Raw genomic sequence first — 25,167 nt, forward strand, 5'->3', positions numbered from 1 at the left:
TGGGTTCACCGCGTGTTCTCCAACCTGAAGCGATGGGCGAAAGGTGTGTTTCACGGCCTCAGGAAACGCCATCTGCAACGCTACCTTGACGAGTTCGTGTTCCGCTGGAACCGGCGGCGACACATGCAGAGCGCTTTTGATACGCTGCTCGGGATCGGGGCCGGTCTCGCACCGGCGACCTATCGTGATTTCGTCGATCAGCGCGTCTGAGAACCGTCTTTCACGGTAAAAGCTACGCTCTGCATGCCCGAGCAACGCTGCAAACGGATCTAATCCGTGCCTCAATCCACAATCAAGAACTCTGTCGCCTCAACATGTAGTCCCGCCGGAACAAAAGGGATAAGCCTTTAACATTAATTCGAAACAGGAAACAATCCGCGGAATAATCCGCCTGTCCCGCCCTGTATGTCGATCTCCGTCACATCGCGGCTGACACTGTCCGGTGCCGGGCTGGCGGCGCGCAGGGTTTCCGCGAGATCGCGCAGCAAATCACGCCCCCCAGTTCCCGCGATGGCCCCGTCCTTGGGGCCGTAGGCGGCAAGCCCCACCAGATGACCGTTGATCACCATGCTTGCCCGCCAATAGGACGGATCACCGCCGGGCAGCACCGTGTCGCCGCCCTGCGCGATGTGCACGAGGGCGATACCGTCGCCGTCTTCGGTGTCGCGCACGGACCCGCGGCCCAGCGCCTCGGCCATCGCCTCGGACGACGGCTGCTCAGCACTCGGTGCATGCGGCAGCACCGCGACGGTCAGCACTGCCGGCTCCACCGAGATGCCCGGCTGATCGGTCAGGCTTTCGCAACTGGCCAGAAGGGCGAACCGCCCGGCGGGACCACGCTTGACGCTGCTGCGGTCGATGCAATAGCCGCGCGGTCCGGTCACGATGACCTTACCATCGTAAAAGGCCACGGCGCGCAACGCATTGTCCGGCCCGGCCTCGCCCGCCACGTCGAGACAGGCGGCAAGCGGCAGGCAGACCAGCAACAGCCCGGCGCGCACCATCATCCTGAGCCGGGCCACAGCCGTCTCAGAGATCCATGTAGACATGCCGCTCGGCCTTGCCGCCCGGATGGGTGACCGCGCCCTTGTAGGTCTCGCCCACAAGCTGCGCGAATTTCCAGATCGCGCCGGAGGCATAGATCGTCTCGCGCGGGCCCGCCCATGCGCCCTTGCGCTTGGCCAGTTCCTCATCCGAGAGATCCACCGACAACTCGCCCTTGATCGCGTCGATGGTGATCACGTCGCCGGTCCGGATCAGGGCAATCGGCCCGCCATGTGCCGCCTCGGGGCCGACATGACCCACGCAGAACCCGCGCGTCGCACCACTGAACCGGCCATCGGTGATCAGCGCCACCTTCTTGCCCATGCCCTGCCCCGAAAGCGCGGCGGTCGTGGACAGCATCTCGCGCATGCCGGGGCCGCCTGCGGGGCCCTCGTTGCGAATGACGATCACCTCGCCTTCCTCGTATTCGCGCGACTTGACCGCCTCGAACGCATCCTCCTCGCAGTCGAATACGCGGGCCGGGCCGGTAAAGACCTGATGTTCGGGGGCAATGCCCGCCACCTTCACGATGGCCCCCTGCGGCGCGAGATTGCCCTTGAGGCCGACCACGCCGCCGGTCTTGGTGATCGGGGCGTCGATCGGATAGATGACCTTGCCATCCGCCTCGCGCTCGATCAGGTCCAACTCCTCGCCAATGCTGCGTCCGGTCGCGGTCATGCAATCCTCGTGAATGAGGCCTGCCTTGCGCAATTCCTTCATCACCACGGGGATGCCGCCCGCGTCATAGAGATCCTTGGCGACATAGGCCCCGCCCGGCTTGAGATCGACGAAATAAGGCGTGTCGCGGAAAATCTCGCAGACATCCTCGAGGAAGAAATCGATCCCCGCCTCATGCGCAATCGCGGGCAGATGCAGCCCGGCATTGGTGCTGCCACCGGTGCAGGCCACCACGCGGGCGGCGTTCTGCAAGCTCTTGAGCGTCACCACGTCGCGGGCGCGGATGTTCTTTTCAAGCAGGTCCATCACCGCGCGCCCCGAGGCCTCGGCATATTGGTCGCGGCTCTCGTAAGGGGCGGGCATGCCCGACGAATTCATCAGCGCAAGGCCGATCGCCTCGGAGACACAGGCCATGGTATTGGCGGTGAACTGCCCGCCACAGGCCCCGGCAGAGGGACAGGCCACGCGCTCCAGCGCATCTAGCGCCTTGTCGGACATGGTGCCGTTCTGGTTCCAGCCCACGGCCTCGAACATGTCCTGCACCGTCAGGTCACGGGTGCGGAATTCCTCGGGAATCTCGTCGATCTGCGGCGCTTTGCCCGGCAGGATCGAGCCGCCATAGATAAACACCGACGGCACGTTCAGCCGCACCATCGCCATCATCATCCCCGGCAGCGACTTGTCGCAACCCGCAAGCCCCACCAGCGCGTCATAGCAATGGCCGCGCATCGTCAGCTCCACCGTGTCGGCAATCGCCTCGCGCGAGGCCAGAGAGGACCGCATGCCCTCATGCCCCATGGCGATGCCATCGGTGACGGTGATGGTGGTGAACTCGCGCGGGGTGCCGTGGGCCTCCTTGACGCCGCCCTTCACGGCCTGCGCCTGACGGCTCAGCGCGATATTGCAGGGCGCGGCCTCGTTCCAGCAGGTCGCCACACCGACGAGCGGCTGATGAATCTCCGCCTCGGTCATCCCCATGGCATAGTAATAGGACCGGTGCGGCGCACGTGACGGGCCTTCGGTCACGTAACGGCTGGGCAGTTTGGCTTTGTCGAACTTGGTCATGAAGGGCCTCCCGGAATTAGCTGGCAATCGGTCTAGGCCAGAGCCGCGGGCGGGGCAAGCCGGATTGCAACGCATGGCGCGCCGGGATAGCGTCGCGCTTATGCGATACGACGCCCATGAACGGCTTGTTGCCCCCGCCCGCGCCTCTGCCGCCCTGCCGCGTCTTGTGGGAGGGATTGTGCTTCTGGTGCCGCTCTTTCTGGCGCTGAGTTTCGGCTACGCGTCCCTGCTGCCGGTGATCTTCGGCCCGGAGACATGGGCGCGCATGTCACCCGGGATCAGCGCCGCCACCACCCCGGCGGGCGTGCTGATCAACCTGCTGACCTTCGCCTTTCTGATCGTGGCGCTCGATGTGACCTTGCGGGTCGTCCACCGGCGGAGCCTCGCGACGCTGATCGGCCCGATGCCGCTGGCGGTGCGGCAATTCGGGCGGGCGCTTGCGGCGATGCTGCTGCTCTATGCGGTTGTCATGCTGATCCCGATGCCCGAACCGGTCGCCCCCCTGCCCAATCTCGATGCGGGCACATGGATGCTCTTTCTGCTGCCTGCGCTCTTCGCCCTCTTCTGTCAGGTCTTCGCCGAGGAACTGATTTTCCGCGGCTACCTGCAAAGCCAGCTTGCGGCACGCTTTTCATCGCCCCTGATCTGGCTGGTGCTGCCCTCTGCGGCCTTCGCCGTTCTTCATTTCGACGCGATGAACTATGGCGGCACCGCCTGGATCGTTGTGCTCTGGGCCGGGGCCTTCGGTCTTGCGGCGGCGGATCTGACGGCGCGGTTCGGCACGCTGGGACCTGCAACGGCGCTGCACTTCATCAACAATTTCAGCGCCATCCTGATCGCCGCCCCCGAGGGGCAGTTCGACGGTATGGCGCTTTATGCCTATCCCTTCGCGATGGATGACACGGCGATGATCCTGACCATGATGCCGGTCGATCTGATGGTGCTGTTCTGCGGCTGGCTGGCCATTCGTCTTGCCCTGCGCGGCTGATTGCATTTCCCGTGCGCCCCGCTTATGTGGTGGCGCAACGTCAAGGCAGGGGCCCGCCCGATGAACTGGATCACCAACTACGTGCGTCCGCGGATCAATTCGATCTTCTCGCGCCGCGAAATCCCGGAAAACCTCTGGTCCAAATGCGACGAGTGCGGGACCATGCTGTTTCACCGCGAACTCTCGGGCAATCTGAACGTCTGCACCAATTGCGGCCACCACATGGGGATCACCCCGCGCGCCCGTTTTGCCGCGCTCTTCGATGGTGGGCTCTTCACCGAGGTCGAGGTGCCGCTGCCGACCCCCGATCCCCTGCACTTCCGCGATCAGAAAAAATATCCCGACCGGCTGCGCACCGCGCAAAAGGAAACCGGCGAGCAAGAGGCGATGCTGGTCGCCACCGGCGAAATGGGCCGTACGCCTATTGTCGCGGCAGCACAGGATTTCAGCTTCATGGCGGGCTCCATGGGCATGTATGTCGGCAACGCGATCATCGCCGCCGCCGAGACGGCCGTGCGGCTCAAGCGCCCGCTGGTCCTGTTCTCCGCCGCAGGCGGCGCGCGCATGCAGGAGGGCATTCTGTCGCTCATGCAGATGCCGCGCACCACCGTGGCGGTGCAGATGCTGAAAGAGGCGGGGCTGCCTTACATCGTGGTGCTGACCCATCCCACCACCGGCGGGGTCACCGCGTCTTACGCGATGCTGGGCGATGTGCAGATCGCCGAGCCGGGCGCGCTGATCTGCTTTGCCGGGCCGCGCGTGATCGAGCAGACAATCCGCGAGAAACTGCCCGAGGGTTTTCAGCGGGCCGAATACCTGCTGGAGCATGGCATGCTCGACCGCGTGACGCCACGCACGCAGATGCGCGATGAGCTGATCACCATCACCCGCATGTTGATGGATATGCCGCCCGCCGTGAAGGGCGATCTGCCCGCGCCCGCGATGCCCGATCCGGTCGTGGCCGAGGCCCCCGCCAAGGACGACCCCGAGACATGAGCGCGCCCACATCGGACCTCATCCTTGAGAGGATGATGGCGCTGCACCCCAAGATCATCGACCTCACGCTCGACCGGGTCTGGCGTCTGCTCGATGCCCTGGGCAATCCGCAGAACGACCTGCCGCCGGTGATCCATATCGCGGGCACCAACGGCAAGGGCAGCACCCTCGCGATGATCCGCGCCGGGCTGGAGGCTGTGGGCAAGACCTGCCACGCCTATACCTCGCCGCATCTGGCCCGCTTTCACGAGCGGATCCGGCTGGCTGGCGTGCCGATTTCCGAAGACCACCTGACCGCCATTCTCGATGAATGCTATGCCGCCAATGGCGATGAGGCGATCACCTATTTCGAGATCACGACCTGTGCCGCCCTCCTCGCCATGGCGCGCACACCTGCGGATTACACCCTGCTTGAGGTCGGGCTTGGCGGGCGGCTCGATGCCACCAACGTCGTGGACCGCCCCGCGCTGACGGTGATCACCCCCGTCTCCATCGACCACGAGCAATATCTCGGCAACACGCTGGCCAAGATCGCGGGCGAGAAGGCCGGAATTCTCAAGCGCCGCGTGCCCTGCGTCGTCGGCCCGCAACAGGATGACGCGCTGGCCGTGATCGAGGCGCGCGCCACCGCCCTTGGCGCGCCGCTTCTGGCGCATGGCCAACACTGGCACGCCTATGAGGAACGCGGGCGGCTGATCTATCAGGACGAGACCGGGCTCTGCGATCTGCCGCTGCCGAACCTGCCCGGCGCGCATCAGATTGAGAACGCGGGCGCGGCTCTCGCTGCGTTGCGCCACCTTGGGACGGGTGATGCAGGGTATGAGGCGGCAGTGACGCGCGCGCATTGGCCCGCGCGGATGCAGCGGCTTGTGCGCGGACCGTTGGTCGAGGCCGCACCTGACGCCGAAATCTGGCTCGATGGCGGGCACAATGCCGCCGCCGGGCAGGCGCTCGGGCGGCATCTTTCCGGGCTGCCGAAACGTCCCACCCATCTCATCTGCGGCATGCTCAACACCAAGGATATCGGCGGCTATCTTGGGCCCCTGGCCGCACAGGCGGACAGGCTGATCGCGCTCTCCATTCCCGGCGAGGCAAACACCCTGCCCGCCGAGGCCACCGCAGAGGCCGCGCAAGCGGTGGGGCTGCGCGCCGAGACCGCCGAGACTGCGCTACAGGCCGTTCAGCGCATCGCAGCACAGACCCCGCAGGCACGCATCCTGATTTGCGGCTCGCTCTATCTTGCTGGCGGCATCCTGCGCGAGAACGGCTGAGTCGCGCCCGGTTGATCCCGCTCGACACAACCGAAACCGCGCCCTCTTTCGTTCTGAAATCGAACAGCCATATGGAAATTTGTTCTGATTTCAGAGCAAGCACCTCGAATTTGCAGAACGATCCTTTTCCAAGACCCGGTCAAATCATAGTCTCCGGGGTGAACCGAAAGGGAGACGCACGATGACCGACAGCAGCATTCGCACCACAAAAGGGCGCGGCAGGCGCTTTGACAACGTTCTGGACACCATCGGCGACACGCCGGTGATCCGCGTCAACAATCTCGGGCTCGACCACGTAACGATCTACGTCAAGGCCGAGGCGTTCAACCCGGCGGCCTCGGTCAAGGACCGGCTGGCGGTGAATATCATCGAGGCCGCCGAGCGCGACGGCAGACTCAAGCCCGGGCAGACGGTGGTCGAGGCGACCAGCGGCAATACCGGCATCGGCCTTGCCATGGTCTGCGCGCAGAAGGGCTATCCGCTGGTGGTGACCATGGCGGAAAGCTTCTCCATCGAGCGACGCCGCCTGATGCGGATGCTGGGGGCCAAGGTGGTGCTGACGCCCAAGGCCGAGAAGGGCTTTGGCATGTACAAGAAGGCCGAGGAACTGGCCGAGGCGAATGGCTGGTTTCTCGCCCACCAGTTCGAGACCAGGGACAATGCCGATATTCACGCCGCCACCACGGCGCAGGAAATCCTCGGTGATTTCGAGGGCGAGGCGCTCGATTACGTGGTCACCGGCTATGGCACCGGCGGCACCGTGACCGGGCTGGGCCGGGTGCTGCGCGAGGCGCGGCCCGAGACGAAAATCGTCCTGTCCGAGCCCACCAATGCCGCCCTTCTGGGCAGCGGCCACGCACAGGAGCGCACCGACGAAGGCGCCCCCGCCGTAAGCCACCCGGCCTTTGAGCCGCACCCGATTCAGGGCTGGACCCCGGATTTCATCCCGTTGGTGCTGCAAGAGACGGTGGACAAGGGCTATTACGACGACCTGATCCCCGTGACCGGCCCTGACGGCATCAAGGCCGCGCGCGATCTGGCCGCGAAAGAGGGGATTTTCACCGGCGTCTCGGGCGGTGCCACGTTTGCGGTCTCCTTGCAGATCGCCGAGAAAGCCGCCCCCGGATCGGTGATCCTGTGCATGTTGCCCGATACCGGCGAGCGCTACATGACCACGCCGCTGTTCGAGGGGATCGGAGAGGATATGAACGAGGAAGAACAGGCGATCTCGGCCTCGACCCCGGGCTACCGGCTGGGCTGACGGACCTTTGCACATTTGCACACAACTTTGTGCAAACGCGCCGCTTGTGCGCGCGCGTGCAGGGATTAGCTTGTTCGCCAGACAATCGTAGAGGATTCATCGTATGAGTGACGACAGCTATACTCCACCCGACGTCTGGAAATGGGAAGCGGCCTCCGGCGGGCAATTCGCCTCGATCAACCGGCCCATCGCAGGCCCCACCCATGACAAGGACCTGCCGGTCGGAGAGCATCCCTTCCAACTCTATTCGCTCGCCACGCCCAACGGCGTCAAGGCGACGGTGATGTTCGAAGAACTGCTCGCCGCCGGTCACGACGCGGAATATGACGCATGGATGATCAAGATCGGCGACGGCGATCAGTTCGGCAGCGGCTTTGTCGAGATCAACCCCAATTCCAAGATCCCGGCGCTGGTCGACCACACCGGCGATGCGCCGCTGCGGGTGTTCGAGAGCGGTTCGATCCTGATGCATCTGGCGGAGAAATTCGGCGCGTTCCTGCCCAGCCAAGGCCCCGCGCGCACCGAAGCGATCAACTGGCTGATGTGGCAGATGGGCAGCGCGCCCTATCTGGGCGGCGGCTTTGGCCATTTCTACGCCTATGCGCCCGAGAAATGGCAATACCCCATCGACCGTTTCGCGATGGAGGCCAAGCGCCAGCTTGACGTGCTCGACCGGCAACTGGCCGAACGGCCCTATATCGCGGGCGACGACTATACCATCGCCGATATCGCGATCTGGCCGTGGTACGGGCAATTGTGCCTCAACCGGCTCTATAGCGCGGGCACTTTCCTCGATGTGCAGAGCTACAAGCATGTCACGGCCTGGGCCGAAAAGATCGACGCCCGCGCCGCTGTGCAACGCGGCCGCATGGTCAACCGCAGCTTCGGCGAGCCGCATATGCAACTGCACGAGCGACACTCGGCCAAAGATTTCGAGACCCGCACACAGGACAAGATCGGCGAAGACGCCTAATCGCTTTCGCCGCGCGTCTGGATCGGGCATGAAGGGGCAAAGGAGCCTCTTCATGCCGACACGCGATACCCAACTCCTCGCCGTTCTGATCGACGCCGACAACGTGCCCGCTAAATACGCCGACGCGATCCTGCGCGAAGTCACCAGCTATGGCGAGCCGGGGCTGCGCCGGGTCTATGGCGACTGGTCGAGCCAGCAGCTTTCAGGCTGGACCCGCACGGCGCAGAATCTCGGCCTCGTCCAGCATCAGCAGACCGCCAATACCAAGGGCAAGAACGCCAGCGATATCGGGCTGGTGATCGACGCGATGGACATCCTGCACGCGGGCCATTTCGACGGCTTCGTGCTGGTCTCGTCGGACAGCGATTTCACCCGGCTGGCCAGCCGCATCCGCGAACAGGGGCTGACCGTGATCGGCATCGGTGAGGCCAAGGCTCCGGATGCGCTCAAGAACGCCTGCAACCGCTTCGTCGCCATCGAAAACATCTACGAGGATGCGAGCGACGCCCCCCGCAGCGCCCCCAAACCCAAACTCGACAGCCAGCATATCGCCGATGCGCGGCGGCTGATCTTCGAGGCGATGGAGAAGATCGACAGCGACGATGAATGGTATCCGCTGGGGCGCATCGGCCAGCAGATCCAGGCCGACAAACCCGATTTCGACACGCGCAGCTATGGCAAGAAGAAGCTGAGCGACCTGATCAAGGAATTGAAGGTCTTCGAGACCCAATCGGGGCCGGGCAATCAGCTTCTGGTGCGGCGGGTGGATTGAGCGGCAGTGAGTTTGGGCGTGAACCGAACATACCGCACCGCCCGCGCGAAACGCACCGAAGGTGCCGCGCGATCGCCGGGCCGTCCCGCGGCCTGGCGATTTGGAATGGCGCACAACGTGTTGAACTACGACTGACTTGGCTGGGATAAAGCGCGAGCATCGACTGTTGCATCGCCAGTCCCCGGCCCTGCGACCGCGCAGCACTGTCTGGTGGGGTGCTTATGTCCGCATAAGGCCATCCACCCTCACATCCCCAGTTCTGCCCGGATTGCCGCGCTATCCGCACCGCGTGCAGGCGGGTCCGCGACCGGAGACACCACCCCGTCAAAACGGGGCGCAGGCGCGGGCGCCAGAGTGTCGCCTTCCCCCTGCCAGACCCCGCGCGCCGCCATATGCGGGTCGGTCGCAGCCGCATCGGGACGCAGCACCGGGGCGACGCAGGCATCGGACCCGGCAAAGAGCTCAGCCCAATACGCAAGCGGGTGCTCGGCGATGAGCGCGGCCAGCGCCCCGGTCTGCGCGGACCATTGCGCAGGGTCGTGCTGCGCGGCAAAGCGCGGATCATCGCCAAGCCCCAGCACCCCCAGAAACGTGGCATAGAACTGCGGCTCGAGGCATTGCACCGACAACCAGCCGCCACAGGCGCAGGCGTAGACCCGGCTCCAATGCGGCCCGTCCAGCAGGCTCTGCCCTCGCGTCATCGACAGATTACCCGACGGCCCCATCGACATCAGCAACGCCATCATATGCGCCGATCCGTCGACGATCGCGGCATCGACCACGGTACCTTGACCCGTGCGCGCTGCCTGCACCAGTCCCGCCAGCACTCCGGCCACGAGATAGAGCGCGCCACCCCCCACATCGCCCAGCATCGTCGGCGGTGTCAGCGGCGGCGTGCCCGGCGCGCCCGCATACCAGAGCGCGCCCGAGGTCGCGATGTAATTGAGGTCATGCCCGGCCTGCCGGGCGCGCGGCCCATCCTGCCCCCAGCCGGTCATGCGCCCATAGACGAAGCGCGGATTGGCGGCGCGCATCTCGTCGGGCCCCAGCCCCAGCCGCTCCATCACGCCGGGGCGCAGCCCCTCGATCAGCGCATCACTGCGGCCAGCCAGCGCGCGCGCCACGGCAATATCACCGGGGTCTTTCAAATCGAGCACGATAGACCGCTTGCCCCGGTCGAGCAGGTTGCGATCCCCCGCCACCGGGTTGGCCGCGCCGGGGCGATGGATCACCACCACCTCTGCCCCCATCTCGGCCAGCATCATCGCGGCGAAGGGCGCAGGCCCCAGCCCCTCGAATTCCACCACGCGCAGCCCTGTCAGCATTCGGTCCCTCCCCGGTCATTGACCGGCACTATGGCCGCACCCGCGCGCCATGCCAAGGATGTGACCGGTGCCGACTTTCTGCTCTCTTGGCTGGGCCGCAGGGCTGGGCTAGGCTTTGCCCGAGGAACAGGGAGGACCCAGCCAGATGAAGATGAGCGACACGCGTGATATCAAGGCCGACCGCGCCACCGTCTGGGCGGCGCTGCTCAGCCCCGAGGTGCTCAAGGAATGCGTGCCGGGCGCGCAGGAAGTGACCGGCACGCCCGAAGAGGGGTTCGAGGCGACGGTGACACAGAAGGTCGGGCCGGTGAAGGCCACGTTCAAGGGCGGCGTGACCGTCTCGAACATGGTCGAACTCGAAAGCCTGACCCTGACCGGCGAGGGCAAGGGCGGGGCGGCTGGCTATGCCAAGGGATCGGCCGATGTGCGGCTGGAAGAGATCGAGGACGGCACGCGGCTGAGCTATGACGTGGAGGCCAATGTCGGCGGCAAGCTGGCACAGCTTGGCAGCCGCATCGTGGATGGCTTTGCCAAGCGGATGGCGGATCAGTTCTTCACCCGGCTGGAAGAGGTGATCGAAGGCCCGTCCGAGGACGATCCGGAACCCGAGGCCGAGAAAAAAGGCTGGCTGAAGCGGCTGATCAGCTAGGCGCGCCGTTGGGCGCTGACATGACTGATCCGGAGTGACCCGACGCCGCCATCGAGCGACGGGATTTTGAGCAAACTCCGCTCAAGAAAGTTTCAAACTTTCCTGGCCGCTGCCTCAGTCGCCGTCCATCCGCGCCCCGCTCGTCGCATCGAACAGGTGCATATGCTCTGCCGCCACCGACAGGCGCAGCGCCTCGCCGCCGTGGCCAACGCGGTGAACGCCCGAGAGGCTTGCGGTGAACGCCGACCCGTCCGGCAGCTTGCCATGCAAGAGCGTGTTGGCCCCCAAAGGTTCGGTCAGCATCACCTGCATGGTGATCGGACCCTGCGCGTCGGGCACCAGATGTTCGGGGCGCAGCCCCAGCATGACGGGGCCCGAGACGCCCGTGGGGTTCGGCAGACCCATATCCCCGACATGCAGCGCGCCGTCACGCCCCTCGGCCCGCACCACGTTCATCGACGGGCTGCCGATGAACTGCGCGGCAAATAGGCTCGCAGGCCGTTCATAGACATCGAGCGGCGTGCCGATCTGTTCGGCGATCCCTTCGTTCATCACGATCATCCGGTCGGCCATGGTCATCGCCTCGACCTGATCATGGGTGACGTAAAGCGCGGTGATCCCCAGCTTGGCCTGCAACTCGCGGATCTCCAGCCGCATCTGCACCCGCAGCTTGGCGTCGAGATTCGATAGCGGCTCATCGAACAGGAACACCTTGGGCTCGCGCACGATGGCGCGGCCCATGGCGACGCGTTGCCGCTGCCCGCCCGAGAGCTGTTTCGGCTTGCGATCCAGCAGTTCGGCCAGTTGCAACAACTTCGCTGCACCCTGCACCTTGGCCGCGATCTCCGCCTTGGGCAGCCCCGCGATCCGCAGGCCGTAGCCCATGTTCTGCGCCACGCTCATATGCGGGTAGAGCGCGTAGTTCTGGAACACCATGGCGATATCGCGGTCCATCGGCTCAAGATCGTTGGCGCGGGTGCCGCCGATGCGCAATTCGCCCTCGGTGATCGTTTCCAGCCCCGCTACCATGCGCAGCAGGGTGGACTTGCCACAGCCCGACGGCCCGACGATGACGATAAACTCGCCATCCTCCACATCGACACTCACGCCCTTGATCACCTCCGTGGGGCCAAAGCGTTTCTTGATATTGTCCAGCTCTACGGTTGCCATGTCGCCTATTTCTCGCTGTCCACAAGGCCGCGAATAAAGAGTTTCTGCATCGAGATGACCACCACCACCGGCGGGATCATCGCAAGGATCGAGGTCGCCATGATCACCGGCCAGTCGGCCACATCGTCTCCGCTCGGGAACATCTGCTTAATGCCCATCACGATGGTGTTCATCGACGGGTCGGTGGTGATCAGGAGCGGCCAGAGATACTGATTCCAGCCATAGATGAACAGGATCACGAAGAGCGCCGCAATGTTTGTCCGGCTCATCGGCAAGAGGATATCCCAGAAAAACCGCATCGGGCGCGCACCGTCCACGCGGGCGGCTTCGGCCAATTCGTCCGGGATGGTGAGAAAGAACTGACGGAAAAGGAAGGTCGCGGTGGCCGAGGCGATCAGCGGAAAGATTAGCCCCGAATAGCTGTTGAGCATGCCGAAGCCCGCGATCACCTCATAGGTGGGCACGATGCGCACCTCGACAGGCAGCATCAGCGTCAGGAAGATCAGCCAGAAGAACAGGTTGCGCGCCGGAAAGCGAAAATAGACGATGGCGAAGGCCGACAGGAGCGAGATGATGATCTTGCCCACCGCGATCCCCACCGCCATGATCAATGAGTTGCCCAGCATCACCGCCACCGGCACGTTGACGCCCGAGACGAGCGCGGCGGTGTAATTCTCGATGAACTGATCGCCGGGCCAGACCGGCATCGGCGGCTGCACGATTTCGGGTTGGCTGACGGTCGAGGCGACGAAAGCCAGCCAGATCGGGAAGAAGATCACCAGCACGCCCGCGATCATCACCAGATGGGTGAGCCACAGACCAAACCCGCGCTTGTCGACCATGCCTGTGATCTCGGTTGCCATCAGTAATGCACCCGCTTCTCGATATACTTGAATTGCAGCACGGTGAGCAGCCCCACGACCACGAGCAGAATCACCGATTGCGCGGCGCTCGATCCCAGATCCTGCCCGACGAACCCGTCCGAAAACACCTTGTAGACGAGGATCGTGGTGGCCTGTTGCGGCCCGCCGCTTGTGATGGTGTGGATGACCCCGAAGGTTTCGAAGAAGGCATAGACGATGTTGACCACCAAGAGGAAAAACGTGGTCGGCGACAAGAGGGGCAGCACGATGGTGAAGAACCGCCGCCAAAAGCGCGCACCGTCGATCGCCGCCGCCTCGATGATCGAGCGGGGCACGGCCTGAAGGGCGGCGAAGAAGAAAAGGAAATTGTAGCTGATGCGCCCCCAGGCGGAGGCGACGACGACGAGGCCCATCGCCTCGCCTTCATTGAGCACATGATTCCAGTCATAGCCCAACTGCCCCAGATACCACGCCACCACGCCGACCCGCGTGTTGAACATGAAGAGCCACAGCACGCCAGCGACAGCAGGGGCCACCGCATAGGGCCAGATCAGCAGCGTCCGGTAGACGCCCGCCGATTTCACCAGCCGGTCGGCCATCACCGCCAGAAACAACGCCGGGATCATCGCCGCGAGCGTCACCAGCGTGGAAAAGATCGCGGTCGTGATGAACGATGCGCGATAGTACGGATCGCCGAGCAGATATTCGAAATTCTCCAGCCCGACGAATTGCGACGAGAGGCCGAACGGGTCGGGGATGAACAGCGATTGCCACACCGCCTGCCCCGCCGGATAGAAGAAGAACACCGCAGAGATGATCACCTGCGGCGCGATCAGGCAGAGCGGCAGAAGCCAGCCCTTGAAGGTGACGCGCTTTTCCATGCGGGGGGTGAGGGGGCGGTCGCCCGCCCCCATCAAACCTTTAGTTGCTGGCGCGCTCGAACCGGCGCAGCAGTTGGTTGCCGCGCTCAACCGCGGAATCCAGCGCCGCCTGCGCGTCCTTGTCGCCGGACCACACCGCCTCAAGCTCTTCGTCGATGATGCCCCTGATCTGGTCGAAGGAGCCGAGCCGCAGGCCCTTGGAATTGGCGGTGGGGCTGTTGGTGGTCATCTGCTTGACGGCCACATCGGTGCCCGGGTTCTCGTCGTAGAACCCTTGCTCGCGGGTCAACTCGCCCGCCGCCGTGGTGATCGGCAGATAGCCGGTGTCCTGATGCCACTTGGCCTGAATCTCGGGCGACGACAGGAAGTTGAGGAACGCCCCCGCCGCCTCGTATTCTGCGGGTTCGTGCCCCTCCATCACCCACAGCGACGCACCGCCGATGATGGTATTCTGCGGCGCACCCTCGACGCCGTCCCAATAGGGCAGCGGGCGCACGTCGAACTCAAACTGCGCTTCGGATTTGATGCCCGCATAGCCCGCCGAGCTTTCGGTGAAGAGCGCACATTCCCCCGCGCGGAAATTCGCGCCACCCTCGTTACGGCGACCGGCATAGATGAACTTGCCCTCATCGGCCCATTCGCCCATGGCGCCGATATGCTGCACCTGCACCGGCCCGTTGAAGGCAAGCTCGGTGTCGAGCCCGGCAAAGCCGTTGTCTTTCGTGGCGAACGGCACGTCGTGATAGGCCGACAGGTTCTCGAGGTGAATCCAGCTCTGCCATGCTGTGGTGAGCGGGCAGTCATGCCCGGCCTCTGCCAGCTGATCCAGAACCGCATCGACATTCTGCCAGGTGCTCAGATCGGTATCGGGGTCGATCCCCGCGCCTTCGAGCGCGTCGCGGTTGACCCACAGCACCGGGGTGGAGGAGTTGAACGGCAGCGACAGCATCTGCCCGTCGGTAGTGGTGTAATAGCCCTTCACCGCGCCGATATAGGCATCGGGGTCGAACTCATCCCCCGCCATCACCTCGTAGACCGGCCTGATCGCACCCTGCGCGCCCATCATCGTGGCAGTGCCCACCTCGAACACCATCAGGATATGCGGCTGCTCACCGGCGCGGAACGCGGCAATCCCGGCATTGAGCGTCTCGGAATAATTGCCCTTGTGGGTGGCGTTGACCGTATAGTCGGACTGGCTTTCGTTGAACGTAGCGACCTGCTCGGCCACCAACTCGCCCAGACGACCCGTAAAGGCATGCCAGAACTGGATTTCGGTTTCGGCCAGTGCGGCCAGCGGTGTGAGCGTCGTGGTGGCGACGAGTGTCGCGCCAAGTGCAAGGCTGCGCATGATTTTTCTCCCTGAAGCAATGGTGCGCCGCCCATCTCCGGGCGACGGCAGGCCGCGACAGGCTACACGGAAAACGCGAACAGGCAACCGTGCGCACGGCTGCCTGTTCAAAAATCACCGAACTGTCATATAGCGCCGGATCAGAGGGTGACGGGTGTCACCAGCCCCCTCTCGCGCGCGATCCTTGCGGCGACCGAGGCCACGGCAAGATCCTGCAAACCGACGCCGGTGCCATCGAACAACGTGATCTCTTCTGCTGATGCACGACCGGCATGGGTGCCGTTGATCACCGCACCGACGGGGGTAATGTCACCCTCGGCAATAAGGCCCTGCGCGACCGCATGCTGCGCCTCGCCGATGCTGATCGACTGCGCGATCTCGTCGGCAAAGACGGTGGCACGCTGGAAGAGGACCGGGTCGACCTCCTGCTTGCCCTTGGTATCGGTGCCCATGCAGGCGATATGCGTGCCGGGCTTGATCCAGTCGGCCATGAGCAGCGGCTCGAACGCGCTGGTGATCGTGATGATCACATCCGCCTGCGCGCCCAATTCCTCCTGGCTCACACCCTCGAAGGCCAGCCCCAGTTCCTCGGCCACCGCTTGCAGACGCGGCAGCATGTCGGGATGCGGGTTCCACGCCACGACCTTGTCAAAATCGCGCTGCTCGGCGGCGGCGCGCAATTGAAAGGCGGATTGATGCCCCGCACCGACCATACCCAGCACGCGTGAATCCTTGCGCGCCAGATGCGCGATGGAGACCGAGCTTGAGGCCGCCGTGCGCAGCGCAGTGAGGTAATTGCCCCCCACCAGCGCCGACAATTGCCCGGTATCGGGATCGAAGAGGCAGACCGTGGATTGGTGGTTGGTCAGCCCCTTCTCCATGTTTCCAGGCCAGTAGCCACCCGCCTTGAGCCCGAGGGTCAGGCCGGATTTGTCAAACCCGCCCTTGAAGCCGTAGAGCGCATCGGCATGGCCGATGGCCTCGCGCACCACCGGAAAGTTATAGGCGTCGCCCTTGGCCATCGCGCCGAACACGGCTTCGACGGCCGAAAACGCGTCGGCGCGGCTGATCACCTCCTGGCAGATTTCCTCACCGACGATGACGATGCCTTGGGTCTCTACTTTCTGATCCATCATGCCAGCCCTCAATAGGCCCGGCCACGGGCCGAGACCGGCCAGACGGTTTCGACCTTGCCGCCCCGCACGCCGACATACCAGTCATGTACGTTGCAGGTCGGATCGCAGTGACCGGGCACAAGGCGCAGTTTGTCGTTGACCTTGAGCACGCCATCGGGGTCGGCAACCACGCCATGCTCGTCCGAGCATTTGACGTATTCCACGTCCTTGCGGCCAAAGATGAACGGCAGGCCACTATCCACCGACTGCGCCTTGAGGCCCGCATCGACGATGGCCTTGTCGGCCTTGGCGTGGCTCATCACCGAGGTCAGGATGAAGAGCGCGTTTTCCCATTCGCCTTGGTCGATCCGGTTGCCGTCCTTGTCGAGGATGCGACCATAATCGGCATCCATGAAGGCGTAAGAGCCGCACTGAAGCTCGTTATACACCCCCGAATTGCCCTCGAAATAATAGCTGCCGGTGCCGCCGCCGCCGACGATGTCGCACTCCAGCCCCTCGGCTTTCAGCCCCTCGACGGCGTCGCGCACCTGCGCTACGGCGAGGTCGATCTTGGCCTTGCGGTCCTCGTATTTGTCCATGTGCTGCATCGCGCCCTGATAGGCCTGAATCCCCGCGAACTTGAGGCCGGGTGCCGCGTCGATGGCCTTGGCGATCTCGACCACCTCGGGTGTCGTGGTGACGCCGCAGCGCCCCGCGCCGCAGTCGATTTCAACCAGACATTCGATCTGCGTCCCGTGCTTTTGCGCCCCCGCCGAAAGATCCGCCACGTTGGCCAGATCATCGACGCAGCAGATCGTGCGCGCGCCCAGCTTGGGCATCCGCGCCAGACGGTCGATCTTGGCGGGGTCGCGCACCTGATTGGACACCAGCACGTCCTTGATCCCGCCACGGGCAAAGACCTCGGCCTCGCTCACCTTCTGGCAGCAGACACCACAAGAGCCGCCAAGGCTCTCCTGCAGCTTCGCCACATCAACCGACTTGTGCATCTTGCCATGCACCCGGTGGCGCATGCCGTGCTCGCGGGCCCAATCGCCCATCTTCTTGATGTTGCGCTCCAGCGCGTCGAGATCGAGCACGAGGCAGGGCGTCTGAATATCGGCCTCATCCATGCCCGGCAGGGCAGGGATGTCAAAGCCCACTTCGTAGTCGTCGAGATTGATCACGTCTTTCATGGTATCCTCCGGTTTATCCTATGGCCGGGCGCGGCCCGGCCGATGCTCATTTGATCCAGGGCAGCTTGTCGAGATCGACATTGCCACCGGTGATGATCACGCCGACGCGCCTACCCGCGAACACCTCGCGGTTTTTCAAGATCGTCGCCAGCGGCACGGCACAGCTCGCCTCGATCACGATCTTCATCCGCGCCCAGGTGAGTTTCATCGCGTCGATGATCTCGTCTTCGCTGGCGGTCAGGATGTCGGTCACGTTATGGCTCACGAAATGCCAGGTGTTGTCCTTGAGCGGCACCTTGAGCCCATCGGCCACCGTCTCGGGCGCGTCATCGGCGATGATATGCCCGGCCTTGAAACTGCGATAGGCGTCATCGGCCTGCTCGGGCTCGGCGGCATAAATATCCACATCGGGCGCGATGTTCGACAGCGTGAGACACGTGCCCGAGATCATGCCACCGCCGCCGATGGGCGCGATCACGGCATCGAGCCCCTCGGTCTGCTCCATCATCTCGAGCGAACAGGTGGCCTGCCCGGTGATGACGCGCAGGTCATTATAGGGATGCACGAATTCCGCGCCGGTCTCGGCCTGAACCTTGGCAAAGACCTCTTCGCGGCTGGTGGTCGAGGGCTCGCATTCGGTGATGATGCCGCCATAACCGCGCACCGCATCCTTTTTCGCCTGCGGCGCGGTGCGGGGCATGACCACATGGCACGGAATGCCGCGCCGTCCGGCCGCATAGCTGAGGCTGAGCGCATGGTTGCCCGAGCTGTGCGTCGCCACGCCCAGTTTGGCCACCTCGTCCGTCAGCCCGAAGACCGCGTTCGACGCACCACGCACCTTGAACGCGCCCGCCTTCTGGAAGTTCTCGCATTTGAAGAACAGCTCCGCACCGGTCAGCTCGTTCAGGAAGGACGAGGTCAGGATCGGCGTGCGGTGGATATAGGGCTTGATCCGCTCATGCGCGGTGCGCACGTCCTCAATCGTCAGATCGCCCGGGCTTCGTTGGTCCAGCATGCTCTCTCCTTTCACGCGGCTTGTTCGGTCAGAACGGGCTTGGCGGTCTTGCGGTAATAATCCTGCGCCGCGATCACGCCCGAGCCCAGCTTGACCGGGTAGTTCAGGTCGGCCATCGCCATTTCGATCGTGGCCAGCCCCGACAGCATCATCGCATCCGTCAGACTGCCCAGATGGCCGATGCGGAAAGCGCGGCCGTTCATCTCTCCCAGCCCCACGCCAAAGCTCATGCCATAGGTGGCAAAGGCGTGCTCGGTCAGGGCGTTGCTGTCAAACCCGTCAGGCACATAAATGGCGCTGACCGTGTCAGAGTAGAGTTCCGGCGATTGCGCCACGAGACGCAGACCCCAGGCCTCGACCGCACGCCGCACACCTTCGGCCAAGCGCGTGTGCCGGGCATAGACATTCTCCAACCCCTCCTCGAACAGCATGTTCAGGCTTTCGGCCATGCCGTAGATCAGTTGCAGCGGCGGCGTATAGGGATAGCCGCCCTTGGCGTTGGTCGTCAGCATATCACGAAAATCAAAAAAGGTGCGCGGCAGCGTGGCGCTGTCCATCGCGGCAAGCGCCTTGTCGCTGACCGCGAGGATGGCCATGCCGGTATTCAGCATGAACCCCTTTTGCGAGCCGGCGACCGCGATATCGACACCCCAGGCATCCATCTCGAACGGCATCGACGCGAGGGAACTGACGCAATCGACCATCAAGAGCGCGGGATGTGCGGCAGCGTCCATCGCACCCCGCACCGCCCCGATGTCAGAGCGCACGCCGGTCGCTGTTTCGTTATGGGTGACGAGCACGGCCTTGATCTTGTGCGCGGTATCAGCGCGTAGCGCCGCCTCGAACTTGTCGGCGGGCGCACCGCTGCCCCAGGGGCATTCGATGATCTGCACGTTCAGCCCATGCCGCGCGCACATGTCGATCCAGCGATGGCTGAACATGCCATAGCGCGCCACCAGAACAGTGTCGCCGGGCGACAGCGTGTTGGTGATCGCCGCCTCCCAGCCGCCAGTGCCCGAGGCCGGAAAGGTGATGATCTCGGCCTCCGATGCGCCGAACACCGTAAGGCACCCCGCCAGCACCGGCGTCAGCGTGTTGACGAAGGCGGGCGAGCGGTGATCCTGCGTCTGCACCTGCATCGCGCGGCGCAACCTGTCGGGAATATTGGTCGGGCCGGGAATGAAAACCGGGTTCTGATCTGACATGACACCATCCTCCTTGGGTGATGCAGTGAATATGAGGGATGCCCAGCTTTTCGGCAATTTTCTTGAAAACATTTTTCATTTATAATTATAAAATCATAAATATCTGTGTTATATAGGTTTTTATTTTTTCATATCTGCCCTATATAAACTCGTGAAAAATATTTTTATTCTGCATGCAATCGCCCACCCAGGGAATCGCTTCTCATGACCCAGACCAAACGCCCCCGGGGCCGCCCCAAATCCCAATTCTCCGAAAGCAGCGCCGGCACCATGCAGTCGCTCGACCGCGCGCTTGGCGTGCTGACGACGGTGGCCCGGCAGGAAGGGGTGAACCTCACCGATCTGTCGCTTTCGCTGGGCATCCCCACGGCCACCACGCACCGCATTCTGACGACCCTGCAAAAGCGCGAGTTCGTCCGCTTCGACGAAGAGCGGCAGGACTGGACCATCGGCATCGAGGCCTATCGCACGGGTGTGGCCTATCTCAAGCGCACCAACCTGTCGGATGCGGGCCGCCCGGTGATGCGCCGCCTGATGGAACAAACCGGCGAGACCGCCAATCTCGCCGTGCCGGACGGGGCCGAGGTGGTGTTCATCGGGCAGGTCGAGACCGGCAACCCGATCCGGGCCTTCTTTCCGCCCGGCTCGCGCACGCCCATGCACGCCTCGGGCATCGGTAAGGCTCTTCTCGCGGCGCTGTCAGAAGAGCGCCGCCTCGCGCTGCTGAAAGGGGCAGGGTTACAGGGCTTTACCGCGAACACCCATGTCACACCCCGCGCCCTCTTCGAAGACCTCGAACAGACCGCCGCGCGCGGCTGGTCGTTCGACCGAAACGAGCGGTATGACGGCATGTCCTGCATCGGCGCCGCGATCTTCAACGACCGCGGAGAGCCCTGTGCCGGTGTGTCGATCTCGGGCCCCTCCTCGCGGTTTTCCGACGCGCGCCTTCCCGAATTCGGCCGCGCCGTGGCGCAGGCGGCCGCACAGATCACCCACCTGATCGCCGGACACGACGCCGAGGGAACGTGATAGCCCGGTGATCAATCCTGACGCCGAAAAATTTGACCCCGCGAATCCCGATCTGCCCCCTTTTCTCGGAGGGGTCATAGGTTATATAGAGAGGCCAAAGCGATGGACCTCATGCGCAACAAGGGTGCGACAGCAAAGTGATGACAGTGCAGTTTCCCCAACTGGCCGGTCCGGGCAAGGACGAGGATGGCGACGACGACGTCTCCGTCGCGATCAAGACGCGCCCCAAGACGCAGCGCCCGCCGCTCTACAAGGTGTTGCTGCTGAATGACGATTACACCCCGATGGAATTCGTCGTCGCGGTGCTCGAGCGGTTCTTCGGCATGTCGCACGCACAGGCCTTCGAGATCATGCTGACGGTGCATAAAAAGGGCGTCGCGGTTGTCGGCGTGTTCAGCCACGAGATTGCCGAGACCAAGGTCGCGCAGGTGATGGATTTCGCCCGCCGTCATCAGCACCCGCTGCAATGCACCATGGAAAAGGAATAGCGTGAGCACGCCCTCGCGCCTGTCGCTTGCCGTCGAGTCCGGCACCGTGACGCTGCCCGAAGCGGGACGTATCGCCGTGATCGCACCGCGCGCCGGGGCGGATATCACGGCACTGCCCGCCGAACGTGTGCAGGTCATCACCACGATGAAACCCGATTTCGACGCGTTCGCCGCGCGTGGCTACGATTGCGCGGTGGCCCCCGAGGGCCGCTACGCGGCGGCGCTTGTCTGCCTGCCCCGCGCCAAGCCGCTGGCGCGTGCGCTGATCGCGCAGGCGGCGGATGTGACCGACGGGTCGGTGATCGTCGATGGCGACAAGACCGACGGGGTCGAATCGATCCTCAAGGACTGCCGCAAGCGCGTCGAGACCGGCGCGCCGCTGTCCAAGGCGCATGGCAAGGTCTTCACCCTGCCCGCAGAGGCCGAGTTTGCCGATTGGCACACCACCGAGAGCGAGATCGCAGGCGGCTATGTCACCGCCCCCGGCGTGTTTTCCGCCGACGGCATCGACCCGGGCTCCGACTGGCTGGCGCGCGCGCTGCCCGAAAAGCTGGGCGCGAATGTGATCGACCTTGGCGCAGGCTGGGGATACCTCGCCGCGCAGGTGCTGGGCCGCGAGAGCATCACCCGGCTCGATCTGGTCGAAGCGGATCACGCCGCCCTCGCCTGTGCGCAGCGCAATGTGCTCGATCCGCGCGCCGCGTTCCATTGGGCCGATGCCACCCAGTGGCAACCCGACAGCCGCGCTGACAGCGTGATCATGAACCCGCCCTTTCACACCGGACGCAGCGCCAACCCCGATCTGGGCCGCGCCTTCATCGCCTCGGCGGCGCGCGCGCTCAAGCCCTCCGGCACGCTCTGGCTTGTGGCCAACCGCCATCTGCCCTACGAGGCGACGCTGGCGCAACGCTTCAAACATGTCGAAGAGATCGCGGGCGACACCCGCTTCAAGATCCTTCAGGCGCGTCACCCGTCTCGTCAGACGCGGTAGAATCGCCTAACCTCCCCAAAGATCAGCTCGAAAGGCGCTTTCATGTCATTCTCCATCGCGGGCAAGACCGCCATCGTGACCGGCGGCGCCAACGGGATCGGCCTCGCCATCGGGCGGCATTTCGCGGACAAGGGCGCCAATGTCATGTTCGCCGACATGGACGAGAAACGCCTGAAAGACGAATTGGGCAAGGCCGCCGAAGCCGACAATATCCGGTATTTCGCAGGCGACCTGCGGCAGAAACTGGCGCAGGCCAATCTGCTCTCGGCCACCATCGACGCGTTCGAGCAGATCGACATCCTAGTGAATGCGTGCCGTCAGGTTGTGCCCTCGGACGCGCTCAACCCCGAGGATGATGCCGTCGAGATGCTGCTACAGCAAAACCTGATGACCTCGCTCAGGATGAGCCAACAGGTCGCCAAGCGGATGATCAAGCAGGCCGAAGGCCAGACCGAAGGGGTCACCGGCACCATCGTCAACCTCTCCTCAATCGCCGCGCGCCGCACACATCCCGATCTCATGGCCTACTCGATCTCCTCGGCGGCCCTCGACCAGATGACGCGCAGCCTCGCGGTGGCGCTCGCGCCATACCGCATTCGCGTCAATGCCGTAGCGTTCGGCTCGGTGATGAGTGCGTCGCTCAAGGACACGCTGCGCGAGCACAGCGATTACCGCGACGATATCGAGGACCACACCCCCCTTGGCCGCATCGCCTCGGCCACGGAACTCGCCGAGGCGGTGCAATATCTCGCCTGCGACGGCTCCAGCTTCATGACCGGGCAGATCATGACGATGGATGGCGGGCGCACCCTGCTTGATCCCGTCGCCGCCCCGGCGCATTAATGGGACAAAGAGCCCAAGGATTGACCCGATGAGTGACGATTTCACCGACAAGAAAGCCCGCGCAAGCGCCTGGTTCCGCCATCTGCGCGACGAGATCGTCGCCGCATTCGAGGGGCTTGAGGACAGCCTTGACACGGGGCCGTTTGCAGAGGCCGAACCGGGCCGCTTCGACGTGACCGAGACGAGCCGCGCCAGCGACGACGGATCAGACGCCGGCGGCGGGCTGATGAGCGTGATGCGCGGCGGCCGCGTCTTCGAGAAGGTCGGCGTCAACGTCTCTGAGGTTTACGGCACATTGGGCGAGGCCGCGCAAAAGGCGATGGCCGCGCGCGGCGTGCCGGGGATGGAGGACGACCCGCGCTTCTGGGCCTCCGGCATCAGCCTCGTCGCCCATATGCAGAACCCGCATTGCCCGGCCGTGCACATGAACACCCGGATGTTCTGGACCCCCGGCGCGTGGTGGTTCGGCGGCGGATCGGATCTCAACCCCTGCATCGAATATCCCGAGGATACCGCGCATTTCCACGACCAGCAAAAGGCGCATCTCGCCCCGCATGGCGAGGATCTTTACGCGCGCCTCAAGGATTGGGCGGACGAATATTTCTACATCCCGCATCGCCACCGGGCGCGCGGCGTCGGCGGCATCTTCATGGATGACCGCAACACCGGCGACTGGGAAGCGGATTTCGCCCTGACCCAGGATATCGGGCGGGCGTTTTTACCCGCCTTTGTGCCATTGACCGAACGGCGCCGGGTGCAGCCCTTCACCGAGGCCGACAAGGATACCCAGCTTGTGCATCGCGGGCTCTATGCGGAATACAACCTCGTCTATGATCGCGGCACCAAGTTCGGGCTGGCCACCGGGCATGACGCAAACGCGGTGCTGATGAGCCTGCCTCCCTTGGCCAAGTGGCACTAGAGGCACAACGCCTGGTCAGTGAACCGTCACCGGCTCCATGTTGTTCTGGCGCGCCAGAAGAAAGGCCAGCTTGCGGTCGCGCACCAACGCCAGCCGCTCGCCCTCGGTGCTGTGCACGGCGTAGAGCGTCGTCAGATCGCCGACCTGCTCGCGCATGTCTTCGGGCAGATCCTCGACATTGACGGGCCGCACATAGACGATGGCCCGGTCCTCGATATTTCCGAAATCATACTTCGTATCCATGATGGCTTACCCCTTGTTGATCCTGATTTTCTGCACCACCGGCTCGGGTTGGGCGCGGGTGAGGTCCACGTGCAAAAGTCCGTTTTCCATGATCGCCTCGCCCACCTCGACACCGTCGGCCAGCACGAAAGAGCGCTGGAACTGACGCGCGGCGATACCGCGATGCAGGTAGATACGGCCCTCGGCGTCGTCGCCCTGACGGCCCCGGATGACCAGTTGCCGGTCCTCCACGGTGATCGCCAGATCCTCCTCCGAGAACCCGGCCACGGCCAGTGTGATGCGATAGGAATTCTGCGAGGTCTGTTCGATGTTGAAGGGCGGATAACCCTCGTTGCCCGATTTGGCGCTGCGTTCCAGCATCCGTTCGAGCTGCTCGAACCCCAGCATGTAGGGGTGCGACCCCAGAGTAAGCTTTGTCATCGACACGTCCTTGAGCTTAAGCGACCGTCCGTTGCGCAAGGCCCCGTTATGGCAGCCTGCGCCCAAAAATATGGGGATTGCCCCGGATGCGCGCAAGGGCTTTGCGAATGGGCGCGGATTGACTATCTTGTAAGCCCACGGCCCCCTTGGAGGAATCGCTTGCCATGAACGCCTATAGCGACCTTTCGATGAAATCAGAGGATGTGCTGCGCGTGGAACTGGAAGAGTTCCGCCGCGAGCATGGCGATCTCGACGCGGCCATTCGCGCGCTGCAGGAGAAAAGCACCGCCGATCAGCTGACCCTGCAACGGCTCAAGAAGAAAAAACTCTGGCTGCGCGACATGATCGCCCGGATCGAGGACCGGCTCTATCCCGACATCATTGCGTAACCCCCCTTGATGGGTATAGTGCGCGCTTCAAAA

27 protein-coding genes are annotated in these 25,167 nt (G+C 64.0%); 14 read left to right on the top strand and 13 right to left on the bottom strand.

Annotated elements, in window-relative coordinates; all coding sequences use genetic code 11:
• Positions 1-210: transposase (locus BMX04_RS16425; protein ID WP_139194596.1), on the top strand; the 210-nt coding region annotated here is incomplete at its 5' end.
• A gap of 143 nt (positions 211-353) precedes the next feature.
• Here the strand turns inward: BMX04_RS16425 and BMX04_RS16430 are convergent.
• Positions 354-1,049 (bottom strand): hypothetical protein, encoded by a 696-nt coding sequence (locus BMX04_RS16430; RefSeq protein ID WP_175477396.1) that lies wholly within the window; start codon positions 1,047-1,049, stop codon positions 354-356.
• The gene (gene ilvD / locus BMX04_RS16435; protein WP_074787975.1) at positions 1,030-2,787 is read right to left on the bottom strand and encodes a dihydroxy-acid dehydratase; all 1,758 of its coding nucleotides are present in this window, start codon (positions 2,785-2,787) and stop codon (positions 1,030-1,032) included. Before ilvD ends, BMX04_RS16430 begins: the two co-directional genes overlap by 20 nt.
• A gap of 100 nt (positions 2,788-2,887) precedes the next feature.
• Between ilvD and BMX04_RS16440 the strand changes: the two genes are divergently transcribed.
• The 6 genes from BMX04_RS16440 (at position 2,888) to BMX04_RS16465 (ending at position 9,048) form a co-directional block, all read left to right on the top strand.
• On the top strand, positions 2,888-3,775 hold the full coding sequence (locus BMX04_RS16440; RefSeq protein WP_074788016.1) for a CPBP family intramembrane glutamic endopeptidase: 888 nt from the start codon (positions 2,888-2,890) through the stop codon (positions 3,773-3,775).
• Positions 3,776-3,835: 60 nt separating this feature from the next.
• On the top strand, positions 3,836-4,771 hold the full coding sequence (gene accD, locus BMX04_RS16445) for an acetyl-CoA carboxylase, carboxyltransferase subunit beta (RefSeq protein ID WP_074787976.1): 936 nt from the start codon (positions 3,836-3,838) through the stop codon (positions 4,769-4,771).
• Entirely contained in the window at positions 4,768-6,042 is a 1,275-nt protein-coding gene (locus BMX04_RS16450; RefSeq protein ID WP_074787977.1) for a bifunctional folylpolyglutamate synthase/dihydrofolate synthase, read from the top strand. Before accD ends, BMX04_RS16450 begins: the two co-directional genes overlap by 4 nt.
• Positions 6,043-6,223: 181 nt before the next feature.
• Complete coding sequence (locus BMX04_RS16455; protein WP_074787978.1) at positions 6,224-7,303, top strand: PLP-dependent cysteine synthase family protein; 1,080 nt, start codon at positions 6,224-6,226, stop codon at positions 7,301-7,303.
• A gap of 103 nt (positions 7,304-7,406) precedes the next feature.
• Positions 7,407-8,276, top strand: a complete 870-nt coding sequence (yghU, locus tag BMX04_RS16460) for a glutathione-dependent disulfide-bond oxidoreductase (protein ID WP_074787979.1) — start codon at positions 7,407-7,409, stop codon at positions 8,274-8,276.
• Positions 8,277-8,328: 52 nt separating this feature from the next.
• Entirely contained in the window at positions 8,329-9,048 is a 720-nt protein-coding gene (locus tag BMX04_RS16465) for an NYN domain-containing protein (RefSeq protein ID WP_074787980.1), read from the top strand.
• A 245-nt stretch (positions 9,049-9,293) separates the two neighbouring features.
• On the opposite strand, the gene BMX04_RS16470 is transcribed toward BMX04_RS16465, so the two are convergent.
• The gene (locus BMX04_RS16470; protein ID WP_074787981.1) at positions 9,294-10,373 is read right to left on the bottom strand and encodes a CaiB/BaiF CoA transferase family protein; all 1,080 of its coding nucleotides are present in this window, start codon (positions 10,371-10,373) and stop codon (positions 9,294-9,296) included.
• 145 nt (positions 10,374-10,518) lie between these two features.
• Between BMX04_RS16470 and BMX04_RS16475 the strand changes: the two genes are divergently transcribed.
• Complete coding sequence (locus BMX04_RS16475) at positions 10,519-11,022, top strand: SRPBCC family protein (protein ID WP_050663095.1); 504 nt, start codon at positions 10,519-10,521, stop codon at positions 11,020-11,022.
• A gap of 114 nt (positions 11,023-11,136) precedes the next feature.
• Here BMX04_RS16475 and BMX04_RS16480 read toward each other — a convergent pair whose 3' ends face one another.
• The 8 genes from BMX04_RS16480 to bhcA form a co-directional block, all read right to left on the bottom strand.
• Positions 11,137-12,192 (bottom strand): ABC transporter ATP-binding protein, encoded by a 1,056-nt coding sequence (locus BMX04_RS16480; protein WP_074787982.1) that lies wholly within the window; start codon positions 12,190-12,192, stop codon positions 11,137-11,139.
• 5 nt (positions 12,193-12,197) lie between these two features.
• Entirely contained in the window at positions 12,198-13,034 is an 837-nt protein-coding gene (ugpE, locus tag BMX04_RS16485) for a sn-glycerol-3-phosphate ABC transporter permease UgpE (RefSeq protein ID WP_074788017.1), read from the bottom strand.
• A gap of 20 nt (positions 13,035-13,054) precedes the next feature.
• Entirely contained in the window at positions 13,055-13,936 is an 882-nt protein-coding gene (gene ugpA / locus BMX04_RS16490) for a sn-glycerol-3-phosphate ABC transporter permease UgpA (protein WP_074788018.1), read from the bottom strand.
• A 40-nt stretch (positions 13,937-13,976) separates the two neighbouring features.
• Positions 13,977-15,284 (bottom strand): sn-glycerol-3-phosphate ABC transporter substrate-binding protein UgpB, encoded by a 1,308-nt coding sequence (gene ugpB / locus BMX04_RS16495; RefSeq protein ID WP_074787983.1) that lies wholly within the window; start codon positions 15,282-15,284, stop codon positions 13,977-13,979.
• 140 nt (positions 15,285-15,424) lie between these two features.
• A complete protein-coding gene (gene bhcD / locus BMX04_RS16500; RefSeq protein WP_074787984.1) occupies positions 15,425-16,417 on the bottom strand; it encodes an iminosuccinate reductase BhcD in 993 nt (330 codons plus the stop codon).
• An 11-nt stretch (positions 16,418-16,428) separates the two neighbouring features.
• Positions 16,429-17,592, bottom strand: a complete 1,164-nt coding sequence (bhcC, locus tag BMX04_RS16505; RefSeq protein WP_074787985.1) for a 3-hydroxy-D-aspartate aldolase BhcC — start codon at positions 17,590-17,592, stop codon at positions 16,429-16,431.
• Between the two features lie 46 nt (positions 17,593-17,638).
• Complete coding sequence (gene bhcB / locus BMX04_RS16510) at positions 17,639-18,607, bottom strand: beta-hydroxyaspartate dehydratase BhcB (RefSeq protein ID WP_074787986.1); 969 nt, start codon at positions 18,605-18,607, stop codon at positions 17,639-17,641.
• Positions 18,608-18,618: 11 nt separating this feature from the next.
• Complete coding sequence (gene bhcA / locus BMX04_RS16515) at positions 18,619-19,812, bottom strand: L-aspartate--glyoxylate aminotransferase BhcA (protein WP_074787987.1); 1,194 nt, start codon at positions 19,810-19,812, stop codon at positions 18,619-18,621.
• 204 nt (positions 19,813-20,016) lie between these two features.
• Here bhcA and bhcR point away from each other — a divergent pair, with 204 nt between their 5' ends.
• From bhcR to hemF, 5 genes are all read left to right on the top strand, one after another.
• The gene (gene bhcR, locus BMX04_RS16520) at positions 20,017-20,841 is read left to right on the top strand and encodes an HTH-type transcriptional regulator BhcR (RefSeq protein WP_074787988.1); all 825 of its coding nucleotides are present in this window, start codon (positions 20,017-20,019) and stop codon (positions 20,839-20,841) included.
• A 140-nt stretch (positions 20,842-20,981) separates the two neighbouring features.
• A complete protein-coding gene (gene clpS, locus BMX04_RS16525; protein ID WP_050663384.1) occupies positions 20,982-21,329 on the top strand; it encodes an ATP-dependent Clp protease adapter ClpS in 348 nt (115 codons plus the stop codon).
• A gap of 1 nt (position 21,330) precedes the next feature.
• Entirely contained in the window at positions 21,331-22,320 is a 990-nt protein-coding gene (locus BMX04_RS16530) for a class I SAM-dependent methyltransferase (RefSeq protein WP_074787989.1), read from the top strand.
• 42 nt (positions 22,321-22,362) lie between these two features.
• Positions 22,363-23,163: an SDR family NAD(P)-dependent oxidoreductase gene (locus BMX04_RS16535; RefSeq protein WP_050663386.1), complete on the top strand. Its 801-nt coding sequence runs from the start codon at positions 22,363-22,365 to the stop codon at positions 23,161-23,163.
• A gap of 28 nt (positions 23,164-23,191) precedes the next feature.
• Positions 23,192-24,082: an oxygen-dependent coproporphyrinogen oxidase gene (gene hemF, locus BMX04_RS16540; RefSeq protein WP_074787990.1), complete on the top strand. Its 891-nt coding sequence runs from the start codon at positions 23,192-23,194 to the stop codon at positions 24,080-24,082.
• Positions 24,083-24,097: 15 nt separating this feature from the next.
• On the opposite strand, the gene BMX04_RS16545 is transcribed toward hemF, so the two are convergent.
• Entirely contained in the window at positions 24,098-24,325 is a 228-nt protein-coding gene (locus BMX04_RS16545) for a DUF1150 family protein (protein ID WP_074787991.1), read from the bottom strand.
• 6 nt (positions 24,326-24,331) lie between these two features.
• Positions 24,332-24,745 carry an Hsp20 family protein gene (locus BMX04_RS16550; protein WP_050663416.1) on the bottom strand — a complete coding sequence of 138 codons (414 nt, stop codon included), beginning with the start codon at positions 24,743-24,745 and terminating at the stop codon, positions 24,332-24,334.
• Between the two features lie 164 nt (positions 24,746-24,909).
• Here BMX04_RS16550 and BMX04_RS16555 point away from each other — a divergent pair, with 164 nt between their 5' ends.
• Entirely contained in the window at positions 24,910-25,134 is a 225-nt protein-coding gene (locus BMX04_RS16555) for a YdcH family protein (RefSeq protein WP_050663389.1), read from the top strand.
• Positions 25,135-25,167: the final 33 nt, after the last annotated feature.

The organism is Roseovarius tolerans, assembly GCF_900109855.1.
Taxonomy (GTDB): Bacteria; Pseudomonadota; Alphaproteobacteria; order Rhodobacterales; family Rhodobacteraceae; genus Roseovarius; species Roseovarius tolerans.